Source organism: Glaciimonas sp. OK215, assembly GCF_057787885.1.
This window is the reverse complement of the sequence record NZ_CM173544.1, coordinates 2,277,390-2,291,854: the sequence shown is the minus strand read 5'-3', so window position 1 is coordinate 2,291,854 and position 14,465 is coordinate 2,277,390. Positions and strand designations below refer to the sequence as shown.

The following is a 14,465-nucleotide window of genomic DNA, read 5'->3' as shown; positions in this document are numbered from 1 at the left end:
TCACTTGTCTCTCACTACGTTCTCACTACTTTAAGCGGTGATCGCTGCTGGCCTGCCTCTTCCGTCAGCAAACTGCGCATGTGCTCGCGGGCACGCGACAGGCGCGACATCACCGTGCCTACCGGTATTTTCAAGATGCCCGATACTTCCTGATAGCTGAGTTCCTCCAGCCCAACCAGCAGCAGTACCTCGCGCTGCTCGACCGGCAAGCGATACAGCGCGCGTTGCACATCGCGCAGCAACAGTCCGTCGACCTGGTCGACCGGAGCCGCCATCGTGCGCCACGGCGCATCCTCGTCGTCGACGGCAATCTCGCGCTGCTTGCGCAACTGGTCGATATACAGGTGCCTGAGGATGGTCAGCAACCATGCGCGCAGATTGCTCTGCGGCCGCAAGGTACGCCATCGGCTCAGCGCGCGCTCGAGCGTGTCCTGCACCAGGTCGTCGGCCCACGCGCTATCGCCGCACAGTGCGCGCGCGTAACGCTGCAGCACCGGCATCCAGACGACTACATCAGCCTCGAAGCTCATCGGCGTTCTTAGCTGCGCCGCGCGACCGTCATCAATAACTGCCGCTGCTTGGGCGGGTGGTCGATGTCGTATTGCTCTTATTGGTAGTGCCGTTGTCAGTTGTGCAGCCGGACAGCCCGATCGCCAGAATCACGGCGAATGCGGCAAAAATCCTGGGTACTTTCATCATCGTCTCCTGCGAATGCCGGTAGTCGCTGGACCGACTACCGGCACTCTCTATTTGATCAAGGCTTTGCTATGTGCCACATACCATTCATCTTGCCATCGCCATTCGCATCGCCGGCTTTCTTGTCCATGACAAACCGATACAGCGGATGCCCCTTGTATGCCCACTGATTTTTGCCATCGGCAGTTTTCACAAAGCTCCAGTCCGCGCTGGCTTTGTCGTATGAATCCGCCATCGCCGGCGGCCAGTTGGCGGCGCAGCCGGCGTCGCATGCGCTCTTGCCCGGCACCGTATCCTTGTCGAACACGTACAGCGTGCGACCCTCGTCATCGACCCATTTTCCATTGCTTTGCTTGGGTGCTTCGGCGAACGCGGAAGCAGACAGGCCGGCGCACGCCAGCAGCAGAATTGTGGTTTTTAGCATAATGCCTCCATGTATTGAGTGGGAACAACATTCCGGCGCCGATCGTTCTTTATCGTCTTGCAGCATTGCGGCCGGTGCCATAACTAAACGTGTGGTGCGGCCGGTTTATTCCAGTCTCCCGAATTATTTTTTCGTCCGGTGTGGACAGGCATAGGCCGCGCCGCTCGGTGACGAAGCGGGCGCAGCATCTGATCGCGCTGGTTGATGGCTTTTATTAACTGTTTACAGCGCCTAAGGCATTGCGCAAATCCGCCTTCAAATCCGCAATATCTTCGATTCCCACCGACAACCTGACCAGGGCATCGCTAATGCCAAGTGTCGCGCGGTGCTCTGCGGGAATGGTGGCGTGCGTCATGATGGCCGGATGTTCGATCAGACTTTCGACGCCGCCGAGGCTTTCGGCCAATGAGAAAATATGGCAGTGCTCCAGAAAGCGCCTGGTGCCAGCCAGATCGGTTTTCAGTTCCATCGAGATAATTCCGCCGTAACCATCCATTTGACGCTGCGCCAACGCATGCTGCGGATGCGAAGGCAGGCCCGGATAGTGCACGCGCGCCACCTCCGGCAAGCCTTCCAGCCAGGCAGCCAGCTCAAGCGCGTTCTGGCAGTGCCGTTCGACCCGCAATGCCAGGGTTTTGACGCCGCGCAGCGCCAGGAAACTATCGAACGGGCCGGCGATAGCGCCGATCGCATTTTGCAGGAAAGCCAGGCGCTCGCGCCACTCGGCCTGACGTGCCTCGCGACCGACAATCGCAATGCCGCCGATGATATCGGAATGGCCATTCAGATATTTGGTGGTGGAATGGACGACGATGTCGAAACCCAGCGTCAGCGGGCGCTGAACCCGCGGGCTGGCGAAGGTATTGTCGGCAACCGCGATAATGCCGCGCTCGCGGCAAATTTTGGCAATCGCTTCCAGGTCCGCCAATTTCAACATCGGGTTGGTCGGCGTTTCGACCCACACCATCCTGGTTTCCGGCCGGATCGCCGCCAGCAGGTTTTGCGGGTCAATCAGATTCACGAAACTGAATGACAAGCCGGCACTACGCTTGCGTACCCGCTCGAACAAACGATAGGTGCCGCCATACAAATCGTCGCCGGCGATGACGTGGGCACCGCTATCGAGCAGCTCCAATACCGTGGCAGCGGCGGCCATGCCGGAGGCGAACGCAAATCCTTGCGCGCCCTGCTCCAGATCGGCGACGCAGCGCTCCAGCGCCCAGCGCGTCGGATTGTGCGAGCGGCCGTAGTCGAGCCCCTTATGCACACCGGGACTTTGCTGAACGTAAGTGGATGTCGCATAAATCGGCGGCATGATGGCGCCGGTGCTCGGATCGGGTGCTTGTCCTGCATGAATCACCCTGGTGGCAAAATGCAGGCCGGACTGGTCGTCGGGATTGTTTTCATTCTCGGGAACGTTGGTAGCTGTCATAACAGGCTTCTCCGCAGATGGTTAAGGAGGTCGAAACGGGTAATCAAGCCATGAAAATGTTCGCCGTCCGCAATGATCGCCACCAGACCGCGATCGAGCGTGCTGCGCAGCGCATCCAGACCGGCGTTCGACGCCAGCTTTTCAATCGCACATGTCATGGTGCTGCTGACCGGGTCCTTGAAATGTTTGGCATCGATCTGGACCTTGAGCAACAGATCGGATTCATCGATGATCCCGGCCACGTGCTGGCCGTCGATCACCGGCAGCTGCGATATTTCGGCGCCGCGCATGCGGTTGAACGCGGTCATCAGGGTATCGGTCGGCCCCACGCTGATCACCCCGCCTTCTTCATAGCGGCGGCCGATGATGTCGCGCAAATCGCCAAACGTTTCGCGCTTCAGCAAGCCCTGATCCACCATCCAGTTGTCGTTATACACTTTGGACAGGTAACGCGTACCGGTATCGCAGACGATCGTCACGACGCGTTTGGGCTGCGTTTGCTGGCGGCAAAAGCGCAGCGCGGCCGCCAATAAAGTACCGGTCGAAGAGCCGCCCAGAATACCTTCGGCGCGCACCAGTTCGCGCGCCGTGCGAAAACTTTCTTCGTCGCTGATCGTATACGCGTGCCTGACCCCCGACAGATCGGCAATGGATGGCACAAAGTCTTCGCCTATCCCTTCGACTGCCCAGGAACCTGGGGTGTCGTTTATTTTTCCGGTTTGCACATATTCGGCCAGGATCGAGCCTTGCGGGTCGGCCAGCACAAACTCCAGCGCCGGCTGCGCGTTGCGGAAAAAGCGCGTGAGGCCGGTGAGGGTGCCGGCCGAACCGACACCGCAAACAATCGCGTCGAGGCGATGCCCGCATTGCTCCCAGATCTCGGGTGCGGTGGTGCGCTCGTGTGCCAGCGGATTGCTCGGATTGTTGAACTGGTCCGCATAGAAAGCGCCGGGCAGTTCCCGTGCCAGGCGCGCGGCATAGTCTTGATAATACTCAGGATGGCCCTTGCCAACGTCCGAGCGTGTGATGTGGATTTCGGCACCCAAGGCTTTCAGGTGCTGTATCTTTTCCAGCGACATTTTGTCCGGAACCACCAGGATCACCCGGTATCCCTTGGCGCATCCGACCAGCGCCAGGCCCAGACCGGTGTTGCCCGCGGTCGCCTCGATCACAATGCCGCCCGGCTGCAGGCGACCATCCTGCTCGGCAGCGTCTATCATGGCCACGCCGATCCGGTCCTTGATGGAACCGCCGGGGTTCTGCGATTCGAGTTTCAGAAAAAGCTGGCAGCAACCGGTATCGATTCGGCTGACTTCGATTAGCGGGGTATTGCCGATCAGTTCGAGAACTGCGGGACGGGCTAATGCGCTCATTCGTCCTCCATGGCGGCAGTGTATTTTCCCTCTACCGCCGCGCTGTTCAAGCGCGCACGCCGGTACAGCGCCTGCTGCGTGACCTGTTCATTCGCCGCATCTCCGCGCCATGCCATCAGGGCCGGAGCCTGCAAGGCGCGACCGTAGGAGAAACTCAAGATCCATGGATGGGGCTGGCCGGTGGCGTTCATGGCGTTCAGATTGGCCGTGGCCGCTGCATCGCTCTGCCCGCCTGAGAGGAAATTGATGCCGGGTACCGCTGCCGGGACCGTGCGCAGGAGACAGGTGAGCGTCGCTTGCGCCACCTGCTGCGCCGAGGCTTGCTCCGGGCACGCGGCGCCGGGCACTACCATATTCGGTTTCAGGAGCATGCATTCCAGCATGACGCGCTGCTGGCGCAACGCGTGGAATACCGCATGCAGCACTTCTTCGGTGATGCCGGCGCAGGTTGCAAGCGTGTGGTCGCCGTCCATCAATACCTCAGGCTCGACAATCGGGACCAGGCCCTGCTCCTGGCAAATGGCGGCATAGCACGCCAGGACATAGGCATTGCTTGCAATCGCCTGTGATGTCGGAATGCCTGCGCCGATCGTCAGCACCGCCCGCCATTTGGCGAAGCGCGCGCCCATTTGTTTGTATTCGCCAAGTCGCTGCGCCAGGCCGTCCAGGCCCTGGGTTATTTTTTCCCCGGAAAAGCCGGGCAGCGGCACCGTCCCGGTGTCGACCTTGATGCCGGGCACCATGGCTTGCGCGCTCAACAACTGTGGGAGCGCCAGGCCCGCCGTCGTTTTCTGCTTGAGCGTCTCGTCGAACAGGATCACGCCGCTGATGAAATCGCCCAGTCCGGGTGTGGAAAACAACAGTTCCCGATAATTGCGCCGGGTCTCCTGGGTGCAGACCACGTTGACCGCTTTAAAACGCTTCTCGATGGTGCCAACGCTCTCGTCGGCAGCCAGAATTCCCTTGCCGGGTACCGTTAGCTCGGCGACGGTTTGCTCCAGGTCTTGCACGAATATCGACATACAGCCTCCATCAGTTATCCGGCCAGAATCCTGGCCAGAATGTTGAATAGATTCACTCTGAGATCGCTTTTCCTGCCTGCGTTGAATAGTGGGCGAATCGACAGAAGCCGTCAAGTGGCGGACGCAAGTTCCGGTCCCAGATGCCCGTTTTGCTCATGCTTGCAGCAAGCCGCCGGAATAGGCCCCCCATGGATCACGACTGCTCCGGCGCCTTGCCGCCTGTCGCATTCGCTAGCACGGTGAAGATATCGATCGGCATCGGAAAGATAATGGTCGAACTCTTGTCGCCGGCGATGTTGGTCAGCGTTTGCAGATACCGCAACTGCATCGCTTGCGGCTGCTGCGCCAGCATTTGCGCTGCCTGCAGCAGTTTTTCCGAGGCCTGCAATTCGCCTTCGGCATGAATGATTTTGGCGCGCCGTTCGCGTTCGGCCTCCGCTTGCCGGGCGATAGCGCGGATCATTGTCTCGTTGATATCGACATGTTTTATTTCGACGGTGGAGACCTTGATGCCCCAGGCATCGGTTTGGGTATCCAGCACGCGCTGGATGTCGAGGTTGAGCCTTTCGCGTTCGGACAGCAGTTCATCGAGTTCGTGCTTGCCAAGTACCGCACGCAAGGTAGTCTGCGCCAACTGGCTGGTTGCATCAAAAAACTTGACTACCTGAATCACCGATTTTTCCGGGTCGACGATCCGGAAATAGACCACTGCATTGACCTTCACCGAGACGTTGTCGCGGGTAATCACGTCCTGCGGCGGCACATCGAACACCACGGTGCGCAAATCCACTCGCACCATTTGCTGCACCACGGGAATCAGCAAAAACAGGCCCGGCCCCTTGACTTTCCAGAAGCGGCCCAGCATGAACACCACGCCGCGTTCGTATTCGCGCAGAATCCGGACTGCTGAAATCACTAACACCGCAATTGCCAGAAACAAAATGCCACCGAATCCGAGTGTCAACTCCATGATCAATCTCCTGTTTCCACGCCTTTGACCGGCACCACCGTCAACACCAGGCCGGTACGCCCGATCACCCGCACCTGCTGCCCTTGCTGCAACGGCACCGTGCTTTGCACCCGCCATTGCTCGCTATGGACGCGCGCCCAGCCTTCGCCGGCGGCGGCATCAGGTTGCAGATCGCCTAGCATGATGCCGGCACTGCCGAGCAAGGCTTCCTGTCCGCTGACCACCGGTCGCCGCCGCGATTTCAGCACCGCGCCGGAGACGAAGAAGATGAATAGCGCGGTCACGGCTGCCAGCGCCGCAATCAACGAAAACGGGATGCCGAAGCCCGGCGACTCGGTGTCGATCAGCATCATCGCGCCGAGTCCGAAGGCAACGATGCCGCCTATCCCCACGACGCCGAAAGTGGGCAGGAACACCTCCATCGCCAACAAACCGATGCCCAGCAGGATCAACGCCAGACCGGCGTAGTTGACCGGCAGCATTTGCAAGGCAAACATGCCCAGCAATACACAGATCGCGCCAGCCACCCCGGGCAGCACCATGCCCGGGTTTGAAAATTCGAAAATCAAGCCGTAAATGCCGACCATCAGAAGGATCAGGGCCATGCTCGGATCGGTAATGACCGCCAGAAAGCTGGTTCTCCAATCCGGCTCCATGGTGACTATCGGCGCCCCGGCTGTATGCAGCACGTGTGCGACACTATCCGCGCTGCTGACCTGGCGGCCATCCAGCTTGAGCAGCAGTTCCGGCACATCACGCGCGGTGATGTCGATCACTTTCTGGGTCAGCGCTTCGTCAGCCGAGAGGCTGACCGCCTCGCGCACTGCACGCTCCGCCCATACCGCATTGCGTCCGCGCATTTGCGCCAGGCCACGGATATACGCCGCCGCATCGTGCATCTGTTTTCTGCTCAGCGTACTTTGCGTGTCGGACTTCAGCTCCGGCGCGGAGGCGCTTTTACCGCCCTTTGCTGCGTTCTTGTCCGATTTTTGCGGCTGCTCCGGTTCCATTTGATCGGGCATGCCAATCTGCACCGGGCTGGCGGCACCCAGATTGGTGCCGGGTGCCATCGCAGCAATATGGCTGGCGTACAGGATGTAAGTTCCGGCGCTGGCAGCACGCGCACCGGGCGGTGCGACAAAGCCCGCAACCGGTACCGGCGATGCCAGGATCGTCTGGATAATCTGTCGCATCGATATATCTAGGCCACCCGGCGTATCCATGCGCAGCACGATCAGTTGCGCTCCCTCTTTTTGGGCACGCACAATGCTGCGGCTGACGAAATCCGCATTTGCCGGGCCTATGGCACCCGTCAGCGGTATCACCACGACAGGAGCAGCATGGCCCCAGTTCAGGGCGAGCCCGAAGCACACCACTGCCATGATTTTCAGCAACTTCAGCATGTTTGCTCGAAGTATTGAACCGGAACGGTGATTTAATTATTGCAGAAATTTTAATAAACAAAAGCTCTGTTTATAATTGCCTTATGGATAACTATAAACAGAGCTTTCGTATGCCGGAAAGAGGCCTCGACTTGTGGAGCGGAACCGAAACGCCGACGGTAGATTGCGCCGGCCATGATTGCAAAAGCCTCACGCGCTGACGATTTTGTTACCGGCAACACGCCGAAATGGTCGATAATTTCAACCGGACATTGAACTGGGAAACAAAGACCCAATATCCAGTCCGGATGCGCTAAGAGCAAGCAAGTTCAAGCCATTGATTGAACCATCATCGGATAGCCACCTGTTACCCGGATCGCGAACCGTATCCGGCCCTCGGCGCAGCAGATGCGTCACCTGCATTTACTATGATCGATCGGCGCATGCAAAATATCATATCCGTAGCAAATCTCTCCAAGACCTACGCCTCTGGTTACCAGGCCCTCAAAAACATCAATCTGGACATCCGCCGTGGAGAAATCCTGGCATTGCTCGGTCCAAACGGCGCTGGCAAGACTACGCTGATCAGCTGCATCTGCGGGATCCTGAATATATCCGGGGGAACGGTCCGGGTAGATGGGCACGACATTCTCACCGATTTCCGCGCCGCGCGATCCCTGATCGGTCTGGTGCCACAGGAACTGACCACCGATGCATTCGAAACTGTGTGGGCGACGGTATCCTTCAGCCGCGGACTGTTCGGCAAGCCGGCGAATCCCGCATACATCGAAAAAACACTCAAGGATCTGTCGTTATGGGACAAGAAGGATAATAAGATCATGACCCTGTCCGGCGGCATGAAGCGGCGCGTGCTCATTGCCAAGGCGTTGTCGCATGAACCGCAGATCCTGTTTCTCGACGAGCCGACGGCCGGCGTCGATGTCAACTTGCGGCACGACATGTGGCAACTGGTGCGTTCTCTAAGGGATAGCGGCGTGACCATCATCCTGACCACCCACTACATTGACGAGGCCGAAGATATGGCCGACAGAGTCGGCGTGATCAGCAACGGCGAGATCATCCTGATCGAAGACAAGGAAAAACTCATGCGGAAACTTGGCAAGAAACTGCTGACGCTGCAACTGGAGAGACCGCTCGAGCGCATCCCGTCCGAACTTGCCGCCTACAAACTGAATCTATCGAGCGACGGCAGTCAGTTGATCTATACCTACGAAACCGATGGTGAACGCGTCACCATCATTTCGCTGCTCAACGCCCTGAGCGAAGGGGGTATCGAATTCAAGGATATTCAGACCACGCAGAGTTCGCTTGAAAATATTTTCGTCAACCTGATAAAGGACGAACAATGAACATCCACGCAATCCGCGCAATGTATATGTTCGAGATGGCGCGCGCCGGGCGGACCGTGCTGCAGAGTATCGTCGCCCCGGTGATCTCGACGTCGCTGTATTTTGTCGTCTTCGGCGCCGCGATAGGCTCGCGCATCGCCCAGATCGACGGTATCAGCTATGGCGCATTCATCGTCCCGGGACTGGTCATGTTGTCGTTGCTTACGCAAAGCATCTCCAATGCCTCATTTGGCATCTACTTCCCCAAGTTCACCGGAACAATCTATGAGCTACTGTCGGCGCCGGTGTCGTATCGGGAGATCGTGCTGAGCTATGTCGGGGCCGCCGCGACGAAATCGATACTTCTCGGCCTGATCATTTTAGCCACGGCGGGGCTCTTCGTTCCGCTGCATGTGTCGCATCCCATCTGGATGGTCCTGTTCCTCATACTCACGGCCGTGACCTTCAGCCTGTTCGGTTTCATCATCGGTATCTGGGCCGACAATTTCGAGAAACTTCAACTTGTTCCAATGCTGATCATCACGCCACTGACCTTCCTCGGCGGCAGCTTCTACTCAATCAAGATGCTGCCGCCGGTCTGGCACACGATCAGCCTGTTCAACCCGGTGGTTTACCTGATCAGCGGATTCCGCTGGAGCTTCTACGGCAATGCCGATGTGAGTATTGCGGTCAGCCTCACCATGACCGTAGTGTTTCTGGCGGTCTTCCTCGCGATCGTGGCATGGATCTTCAGGACCGGATACCGACTCAAGTTTTAATTCAAAAGCGATAGGCGAGACCCGCGCTCGCATAGTAATTCGATGCGCGCTCCGCCAGCGGACTGCGCGCAGCGTCGCCGCGCAGGTGCCGCGACTCCATGCTGCCGACCACAATCCAATCCCGGCTCAGGTCGACCGACCAGAGCAGCCCGACGCTTGAAAACAACCAGCCGCTTCCTGCATGGAACGCCGGCAAGCCCGTGGCGGCCGACTCCTGCGGCGCAATGCCATAGAGAGAGCCGGTTGATTTCGCATTCGCCCACGTCCCCTGCGTAAATATGCCCGCGCCGACGCGTCCGCTGCGAAATACACCAGCGCTGAGGCGGAGGTCGGCCTGGGCGCCGCGATCGGCGTCGGTGTTCTGCCGCACCCGCGCGAGCAGCGCTATCGGCACGGGACCGAACTGGTGGTCCCATTCGAGATGCACGCCGACCGACGCTCCAGGGTCGACATCCGGGACGTTGTGATTCTTGAGAAAATCGGATTCACTCGTCTTGCGCCCTGGCTCGTAGGCAAGTTGGGCGCCGGCATGGAGTCCAGGTGCAAGCTCCATCCGGACACCGCCCTCGAGTACTCCCTGGGTCGAGCGCACGAACCAGGGCTGGCCGAGGTATCGGACAACCGGGACCAACTCGCCGTGTTGAGAAGCCGAACCATCGTATGCCGGCCGCGAGCGCAGGCCGGGACCGATCAGCGACTCATCAGAAAGTTCTGCAAAAGCGACCAGCGGCACCATCAAACCGAAAGCGAATGTCACGGACCGGATCCCGGCTGAGAGCGGTCGAAATACAGGTTGGGCAGTATTCATTTGCGTTTAGGCTCCGCGTTAGGACTTTCTTTTTTTGGCTGACAAATAAATCAAGGGCCGGCGCGGGCATAAGATGTGCGCCGGACGCATCTGGTTTTTGAACCAGAACCCTAATCACCCTTCCTGATTTGAATCTTGCTCTTGACCGAAGTCACGCCTTCGGTCTCGCGCGCAATTGAGACGGCTTTGTCTGCCTCTTCCCGGGTTCTGACTTTTCCGCGCAAAACCACCGCGCCCTTGCGGTCGGTATCCACCTTGAGATGCACCAGACTGTCGATCTTTTGTGCGGCCAGCTTGGTCTTGATCTTGGTCGTTACTACCGAGTCCTTGACGAATGTCATGGGGTGCGCACGGTCCGAGTCTGCATCGGCGGCATGGGCCGCAACGGAGCCCAGTAAGGTAGCAATGACGAAACAGCTTGTCGCGAGTTTGATTTTCATGGTCTGTCCTTTCTTTGGAGAAGATGGAAGTACGAATGATCCAGTTGCCTTTAAAGAAGGTCTGTTCGCTGACGCACATAGGTTTTCCAGGCTCCCGCGCGAAATCTGCACTGCGTCGGCAAGATCCGGAACACTTTTTGGAGTGTAGTTGAATTTTCTCTCCCCCTTTACTTTTTCTCGCCTGTATGTATGCTAACGAACAGAGCGCCGCTGGAAAAATGGAAATAATGGCGCTTCGAATGGCACTCCCCGGAATTGGCGGAGACGCGAAAACTTGAACCGACCTGGAGAACAAAAATGAAACTAAGCGGCAATCAATTCACTTATACAAGCGCGCGTCTTATTGCAGTGGCGACTCTGCTCGCTACCCTGGTTTTCGCACCGGGGGTGGTGCTTGCGGCCGGCAAGGATGCACACGAGGATCGCGCCGAACTGCGGATCAAGGACATGCACGCCAAGCTCAAGATCACGGCGGCACAGGAAGCAAAGTGGGGCAAGGTTGCCGAGGTCATGCGCGACGATGCGAAAACCATGGACGCCCTTGTCAAGGCAAGGGCTGATCATGCCAAGGATATGACCGCTGTCGACGATCTCAAATCCTACGGCGAGATCACCGATGCCCACGCGAACGGGATCAAGAAACTGACCCCGGTGTTTGCCGACCTTTATGCCAGCATGTCGGACACACAAAAAAAGGAAGCGGATGAATTTTTCCGCCATGGCGCTCGTGAGCATGACCACAAGATGTCGAAGGGCAAATGACCACGAGTACGGTTTTGCCTGGATCAGGCACCCCGGCCCGTGGTTCGTCATCGCAGCAAGCATCCCAGAACAGGAGGTCACAATGAAATCCTCAATACGGCAGACCAGGTACAAGGTCGTGATGGTACTCGCCCTGGCGTCGCTGATCGGCGGTCTGTCCCTATCGACGGCAGCCGCTGCAAGAGACAACAGGCATGACAGGGGTGAGCGCCGGCATGGCGATCGCGGCGACCAAGGGTACCGGCCTGAGTATCGGCACCCCTATAATTATGAGCAACCCGTCTACGTCCCGCCGCCTGTGTACTATGCGCCACCGCAGTCACCCGGCATCAGTTTATTTTTTCCGCTTGATTTTCGCCGGTAGGCGTCCCCAGGTCCAAAGCCAGCTGTCGCCCGCTGGCTTTGAATTTTATTCAACGGGCGACGTTACTGTCCGCCCCTCACACAGCGGATGAAATCGCACCGAGACGCTGTATGGCGACTTCAAGGTCGTTCCCCCACCGATAACCGGCGTTCAACCGTAAGCAATCATCGTAGGCGCCGTCCTGGCCGAACAGATGTCCAGGGGCAAAACCGATGCCGTCGGCGCGCGCCTGCTCGAACATAGGGCGCGTACTGACGGGGATGGCGCCGATGGCGGGCAACTTTACCCAAAGCACGAAGCCACCGCGTGGGCTGCTCACTTCGGTTCCTTCAGGAAAGTGACGGAGGACGGCATCGCGCAGTGCCATCTGCTGGCGCTGCAACGCTCCTTTGAGCCGCCGCAGATGCAAAGCGTAGCCGCCGCTGGAGAGCATCTCGGCGACCGCAACCTGCTGCAGTTCGGCCGTGGCCATGCTGGTCGTGTACTTCAATGCCCGCACTTTTTCGCTAAACCGTCCCGCCGCGATCCAGCCGAGCCGCAAGCCGGGGCACAGGCTCTTCGAGAAACCGCCGCAGAGAAGCACATTGCCCGTGGTATCGAAGGCGCGTGCCGGACGCGGGCGCGGTTCGTCAAAACAGACGTCTCCGAAAATATCGTCCTCGATCAACGGAATGGCGCGTTCCTGTAGCAGGCGGACAAGCGCCGCCTTGTCCGCGTCGGACGCGACGCTGCCGACCGGATTGTTGGCATTGGCGATCGTGACAACCGCTTTGACCGGCATCTGGTCGAGTCCGCTTTTGAGTGCGTCGAGGTCCATCCCGGTGCCGTCCCGGCACGGGATCGGCAGCACGCGCAGTTCCAGTGCCCGCAAAATTTGCAGCAACACGAAATACGTCGGCGACTCCACGGCCACGACATCGCCGGGCTGCGTTACGGCCCTGAGCGCGAGGTTCAGCGCTTCGATGCAACCGTTGGTCACGATCAGTTCGTCCGGATCGAGCTCGCAGCGGTACTGCATTGCCTGACGCGTGATCTCGCGCCGGAGCTCGGGGTGTCCCGTTCCCCGGACATGCGCGCCGACCAGGTCGGGATGCTGATAGGCGTGCCGGCGCAGCAACACGCTCAGCTTGTCGACCGGATACAGCGCCGGTTCCGCGACTGCGAGGTCCAGGCGCACCGCGCAGGGTGCGCCCACCATCGCTAGATGATCGCGGGCTTGAGGATCGAGTTCGGGAGGCGGATTCGGCCACCTTGCCGGCCGCGCTTCCTCCAGGCGTTTTGAACGCCCGGCGACGAAGTACCCGGAGCGCGGGCGGGCCTGAATGTGCCCCTGGGTCTCCAGCCAGCGCAAGGCTTGCAGCGCGGTGGTGAGGCTCACGCCGTGTTGCACCGACAGCGTACGCACGGACGGTATCCGACTGCCCTCGCCCAGTCCGGCCTGCACAATTCCGTCCCACAGTTGCTGAGCGAGTCGCTTGTAACGTGGCACTGCGGGTTGCGCTGTCTGCATGCTGTTGGTTTCGTCGGGAAGGATCTGTTATGTTACAGATTCGCCGCTGTTGTGTATAGATTTGCGGCGGGCGGAGTGCCAAGATGGGCGCTAATTTCAAGGAGATCCGATGAATATTGCAATCCGACACGACTTCCGTAGCGACACCGTCACCCGGCCAGGCCCTGCAATGCGCGCCGCAATGGCCGCAGCCGAAGTGGGCGACGATGTCTTCGGCGACGATCCGACCGTCAATCGACTGGAACAGACGGCGGCCGCAATGCTCAGCAAGGAAGCTGCCCTGTTTCTGCCGTCGGGCACGCAGGCGAACCTTATCGCGCTGATGTCGCATTGCGCGCGCGGCGACGAGTATATCGTCGGCCAGAAGGCCCACTGCTATCGCTGGGAAGCGGGCGGCGCCGCAGTGCTCGGCAGCATCCAGCCGCAGCCGTTGAACAATCAGGCCGACGGCACGCTGCTGCTGGCCGACATCGAGGATGCCATCAAGCCGGACGATCCGCACTTCGCACGCACCCGCCTGCTCGCCCTCGAAAACACCACTGGCGGGAAGGTTCTGCCCGTGGCCTACGTCGACGCGGCCACGGCGCTCGCGCGCCGGCATGGGCTGGCCTGCCATCTGGACGGCGCGCGCCTGTTCAACGCGGCGGCCATGCTGGACGTTTCGGTGGCGACGCTGGCGACACCGTTCGATTCCGTATCGGTCTGTCTGTCGAAGGGACTGGGCGCACCGGTCGGGTCCGTTCTGGTCGGCTCTGCACCGTTTATCGCACAGGCGAGGCGGCTGCGCAAGATGCTCGGCGGCGGCATGCGGCAGGCCGGCATCATCGCGGCGGCGGGACTGTATGCTCTGGAACACAACGTGGATCGGCTGGCGGAAGATCACGCCAATGCCAAGACCCTCGCGCATGGCTTGTCGACTTTCGAGGGACTGACCGTGTCAGCGCCCGACACGAATATCGTCTTCGTGAATGTCGCCGCGGAGATGGCGGCGGCGTTTGCCGAGCACCTGGCCGCGCACGGCATTGGGCTCACGTCTGCGTATGGCGCGACCCAGCAGCGCTGGGTTACCCACCTGGACGTCTCCGCGGACGCCGTCGAGGCTGCGCTCGCCGTCGTGCGTGACTTCTTTGGCGGACGGTAAAGTCGCGCTGAGG

At 59.6% G+C, this 14,465-nt stretch carries 16 protein-coding genes; 5 read left to right on the top strand and 11 right to left on the bottom strand.

From position 1 onward, the window contains the following. Positions 1-14: 14 nt before the first annotated feature. From AC3CHX_RS10300 to AC3CHX_RS10265, 8 genes are all read right to left on the bottom strand, one after another. Positions 15-530, bottom strand: coding sequence for a sigma-70 family RNA polymerase sigma factor (locus AC3CHX_RS10300; RefSeq protein WP_488643919.1), 516 nt, complete (start codon positions 528-530; stop codon positions 15-17). A gap of 31 nt (positions 531-561) precedes the next feature. Beyond that, positions 562-699, bottom strand: coding sequence for a hypothetical protein (locus AC3CHX_RS10295; protein WP_488643918.1), 138 nt, complete (start codon positions 697-699; stop codon positions 562-564). A 55-nt stretch (positions 700-754) separates the two neighbouring features. Beyond that, complete coding sequence (locus AC3CHX_RS10290; protein WP_488643917.1) at positions 755-1,120, bottom strand: COG4315 family predicted lipoprotein; 366 nt, start codon at positions 1,118-1,120, stop codon at positions 755-757. Between the two features lie 214 nt (positions 1,121-1,334). Next, the gene (locus tag AC3CHX_RS10285; protein WP_488643916.1) at positions 1,335-2,552 is read right to left on the bottom strand and encodes a trans-sulfuration enzyme family protein; all 1,218 of its coding nucleotides are present in this window, start codon (positions 2,550-2,552) and stop codon (positions 1,335-1,337) included. After that, positions 2,549-3,925: a pyridoxal-phosphate dependent enzyme gene (locus AC3CHX_RS10280; RefSeq protein ID WP_488643915.1), complete on the bottom strand. Its 1,377-nt coding sequence runs from the start codon at positions 3,923-3,925 to the stop codon at positions 2,549-2,551. Before AC3CHX_RS10280 ends, AC3CHX_RS10285 begins: the two co-directional genes overlap by 4 nt. Then, complete coding sequence (locus AC3CHX_RS10275; RefSeq protein WP_488643914.1) at positions 3,922-4,947, bottom strand: class I fructose-bisphosphate aldolase; 1,026 nt, start codon at positions 4,945-4,947, stop codon at positions 3,922-3,924. Before AC3CHX_RS10275 ends, AC3CHX_RS10280 begins: the two co-directional genes overlap by 4 nt. Positions 4,948-5,140: 193 nt before the next feature. After that, the gene (locus AC3CHX_RS10270) at positions 5,141-5,917 is read right to left on the bottom strand and encodes a slipin family protein (protein WP_488643913.1); all 777 of its coding nucleotides are present in this window, start codon (positions 5,915-5,917) and stop codon (positions 5,141-5,143) included. Between the two features lie 2 nt (positions 5,918-5,919). Next, the gene (locus AC3CHX_RS10265) at positions 5,920-7,320 is read right to left on the bottom strand and encodes an NfeD family protein (protein ID WP_488643912.1); all 1,401 of its coding nucleotides are present in this window, start codon (positions 7,318-7,320) and stop codon (positions 5,920-5,922) included. Between the two features lie 422 nt (positions 7,321-7,742). Here AC3CHX_RS10265 and AC3CHX_RS10260 point away from each other — a divergent pair, with 422 nt between their 5' ends. After that, positions 7,743-8,669 (top strand): ABC transporter ATP-binding protein, encoded by a 927-nt coding sequence (locus AC3CHX_RS10260; protein ID WP_488643911.1) that lies wholly within the window; start codon positions 7,743-7,745, stop codon positions 8,667-8,669. Next, a complete protein-coding gene (locus tag AC3CHX_RS10255) occupies positions 8,666-9,427 on the top strand; it encodes an ABC transporter permease (RefSeq protein ID WP_488643910.1) in 762 nt (253 codons plus the stop codon). The genes AC3CHX_RS10260 and AC3CHX_RS10255 overlap by 4 nt, the downstream gene beginning before the upstream one ends. Before the next feature lies 1 nt (position 9,428). Here AC3CHX_RS10255 and AC3CHX_RS10250 read toward each other — a convergent pair whose 3' ends face one another. Together AC3CHX_RS10250 and AC3CHX_RS10245 are read right to left on the bottom strand one after the other, a co-directional pair. Then, positions 9,429-10,184 (bottom strand): MipA/OmpV family protein, encoded by a 756-nt coding sequence (locus AC3CHX_RS10250; RefSeq protein WP_488643909.1) that lies wholly within the window; start codon positions 10,182-10,184, stop codon positions 9,429-9,431. Between the two features lie 161 nt (positions 10,185-10,345). Then, entirely contained in the window at positions 10,346-10,675 is a 330-nt protein-coding gene (locus AC3CHX_RS10245) for a BON domain-containing protein (protein WP_488643908.1), read from the bottom strand. Between the two features lie 297 nt (positions 10,676-10,972). Between AC3CHX_RS10245 and AC3CHX_RS10240 the strand changes: the two genes are divergently transcribed. Together AC3CHX_RS10240 and AC3CHX_RS10235 are read left to right on the top strand one after the other, a co-directional pair. Beyond that, positions 10,973-11,437, top strand: coding sequence for a Spy/CpxP family protein refolding chaperone (locus AC3CHX_RS10240; protein WP_488643907.1), 465 nt, complete (start codon positions 10,973-10,975; stop codon positions 11,435-11,437). Between the two features lie 82 nt (positions 11,438-11,519). Continuing rightward, the gene (locus AC3CHX_RS10235; RefSeq protein ID WP_488643906.1) at positions 11,520-11,801 is read left to right on the top strand and encodes a hypothetical protein; all 282 of its coding nucleotides are present in this window, start codon (positions 11,520-11,522) and stop codon (positions 11,799-11,801) included. Positions 11,802-11,877: 76 nt separating this feature from the next. On the opposite strand, the gene AC3CHX_RS10230 is transcribed toward AC3CHX_RS10235, so the two are convergent. Continuing rightward, entirely contained in the window at positions 11,878-13,311 is a 1,434-nt protein-coding gene (locus AC3CHX_RS10230; RefSeq protein ID WP_488643905.1) for an aminotransferase-like domain-containing protein, read from the bottom strand. A 109-nt stretch (positions 13,312-13,420) separates the two neighbouring features. Here AC3CHX_RS10230 and ltaE point away from each other — a divergent pair, with 109 nt between their 5' ends. Beyond that, a complete protein-coding gene (gene ltaE / locus AC3CHX_RS10225) occupies positions 13,421-14,452 on the top strand; it encodes a low-specificity L-threonine aldolase (RefSeq protein ID WP_488643904.1) in 1,032 nt (343 codons plus the stop codon). Positions 14,453-14,465 lie beyond the last annotated feature (13 nt).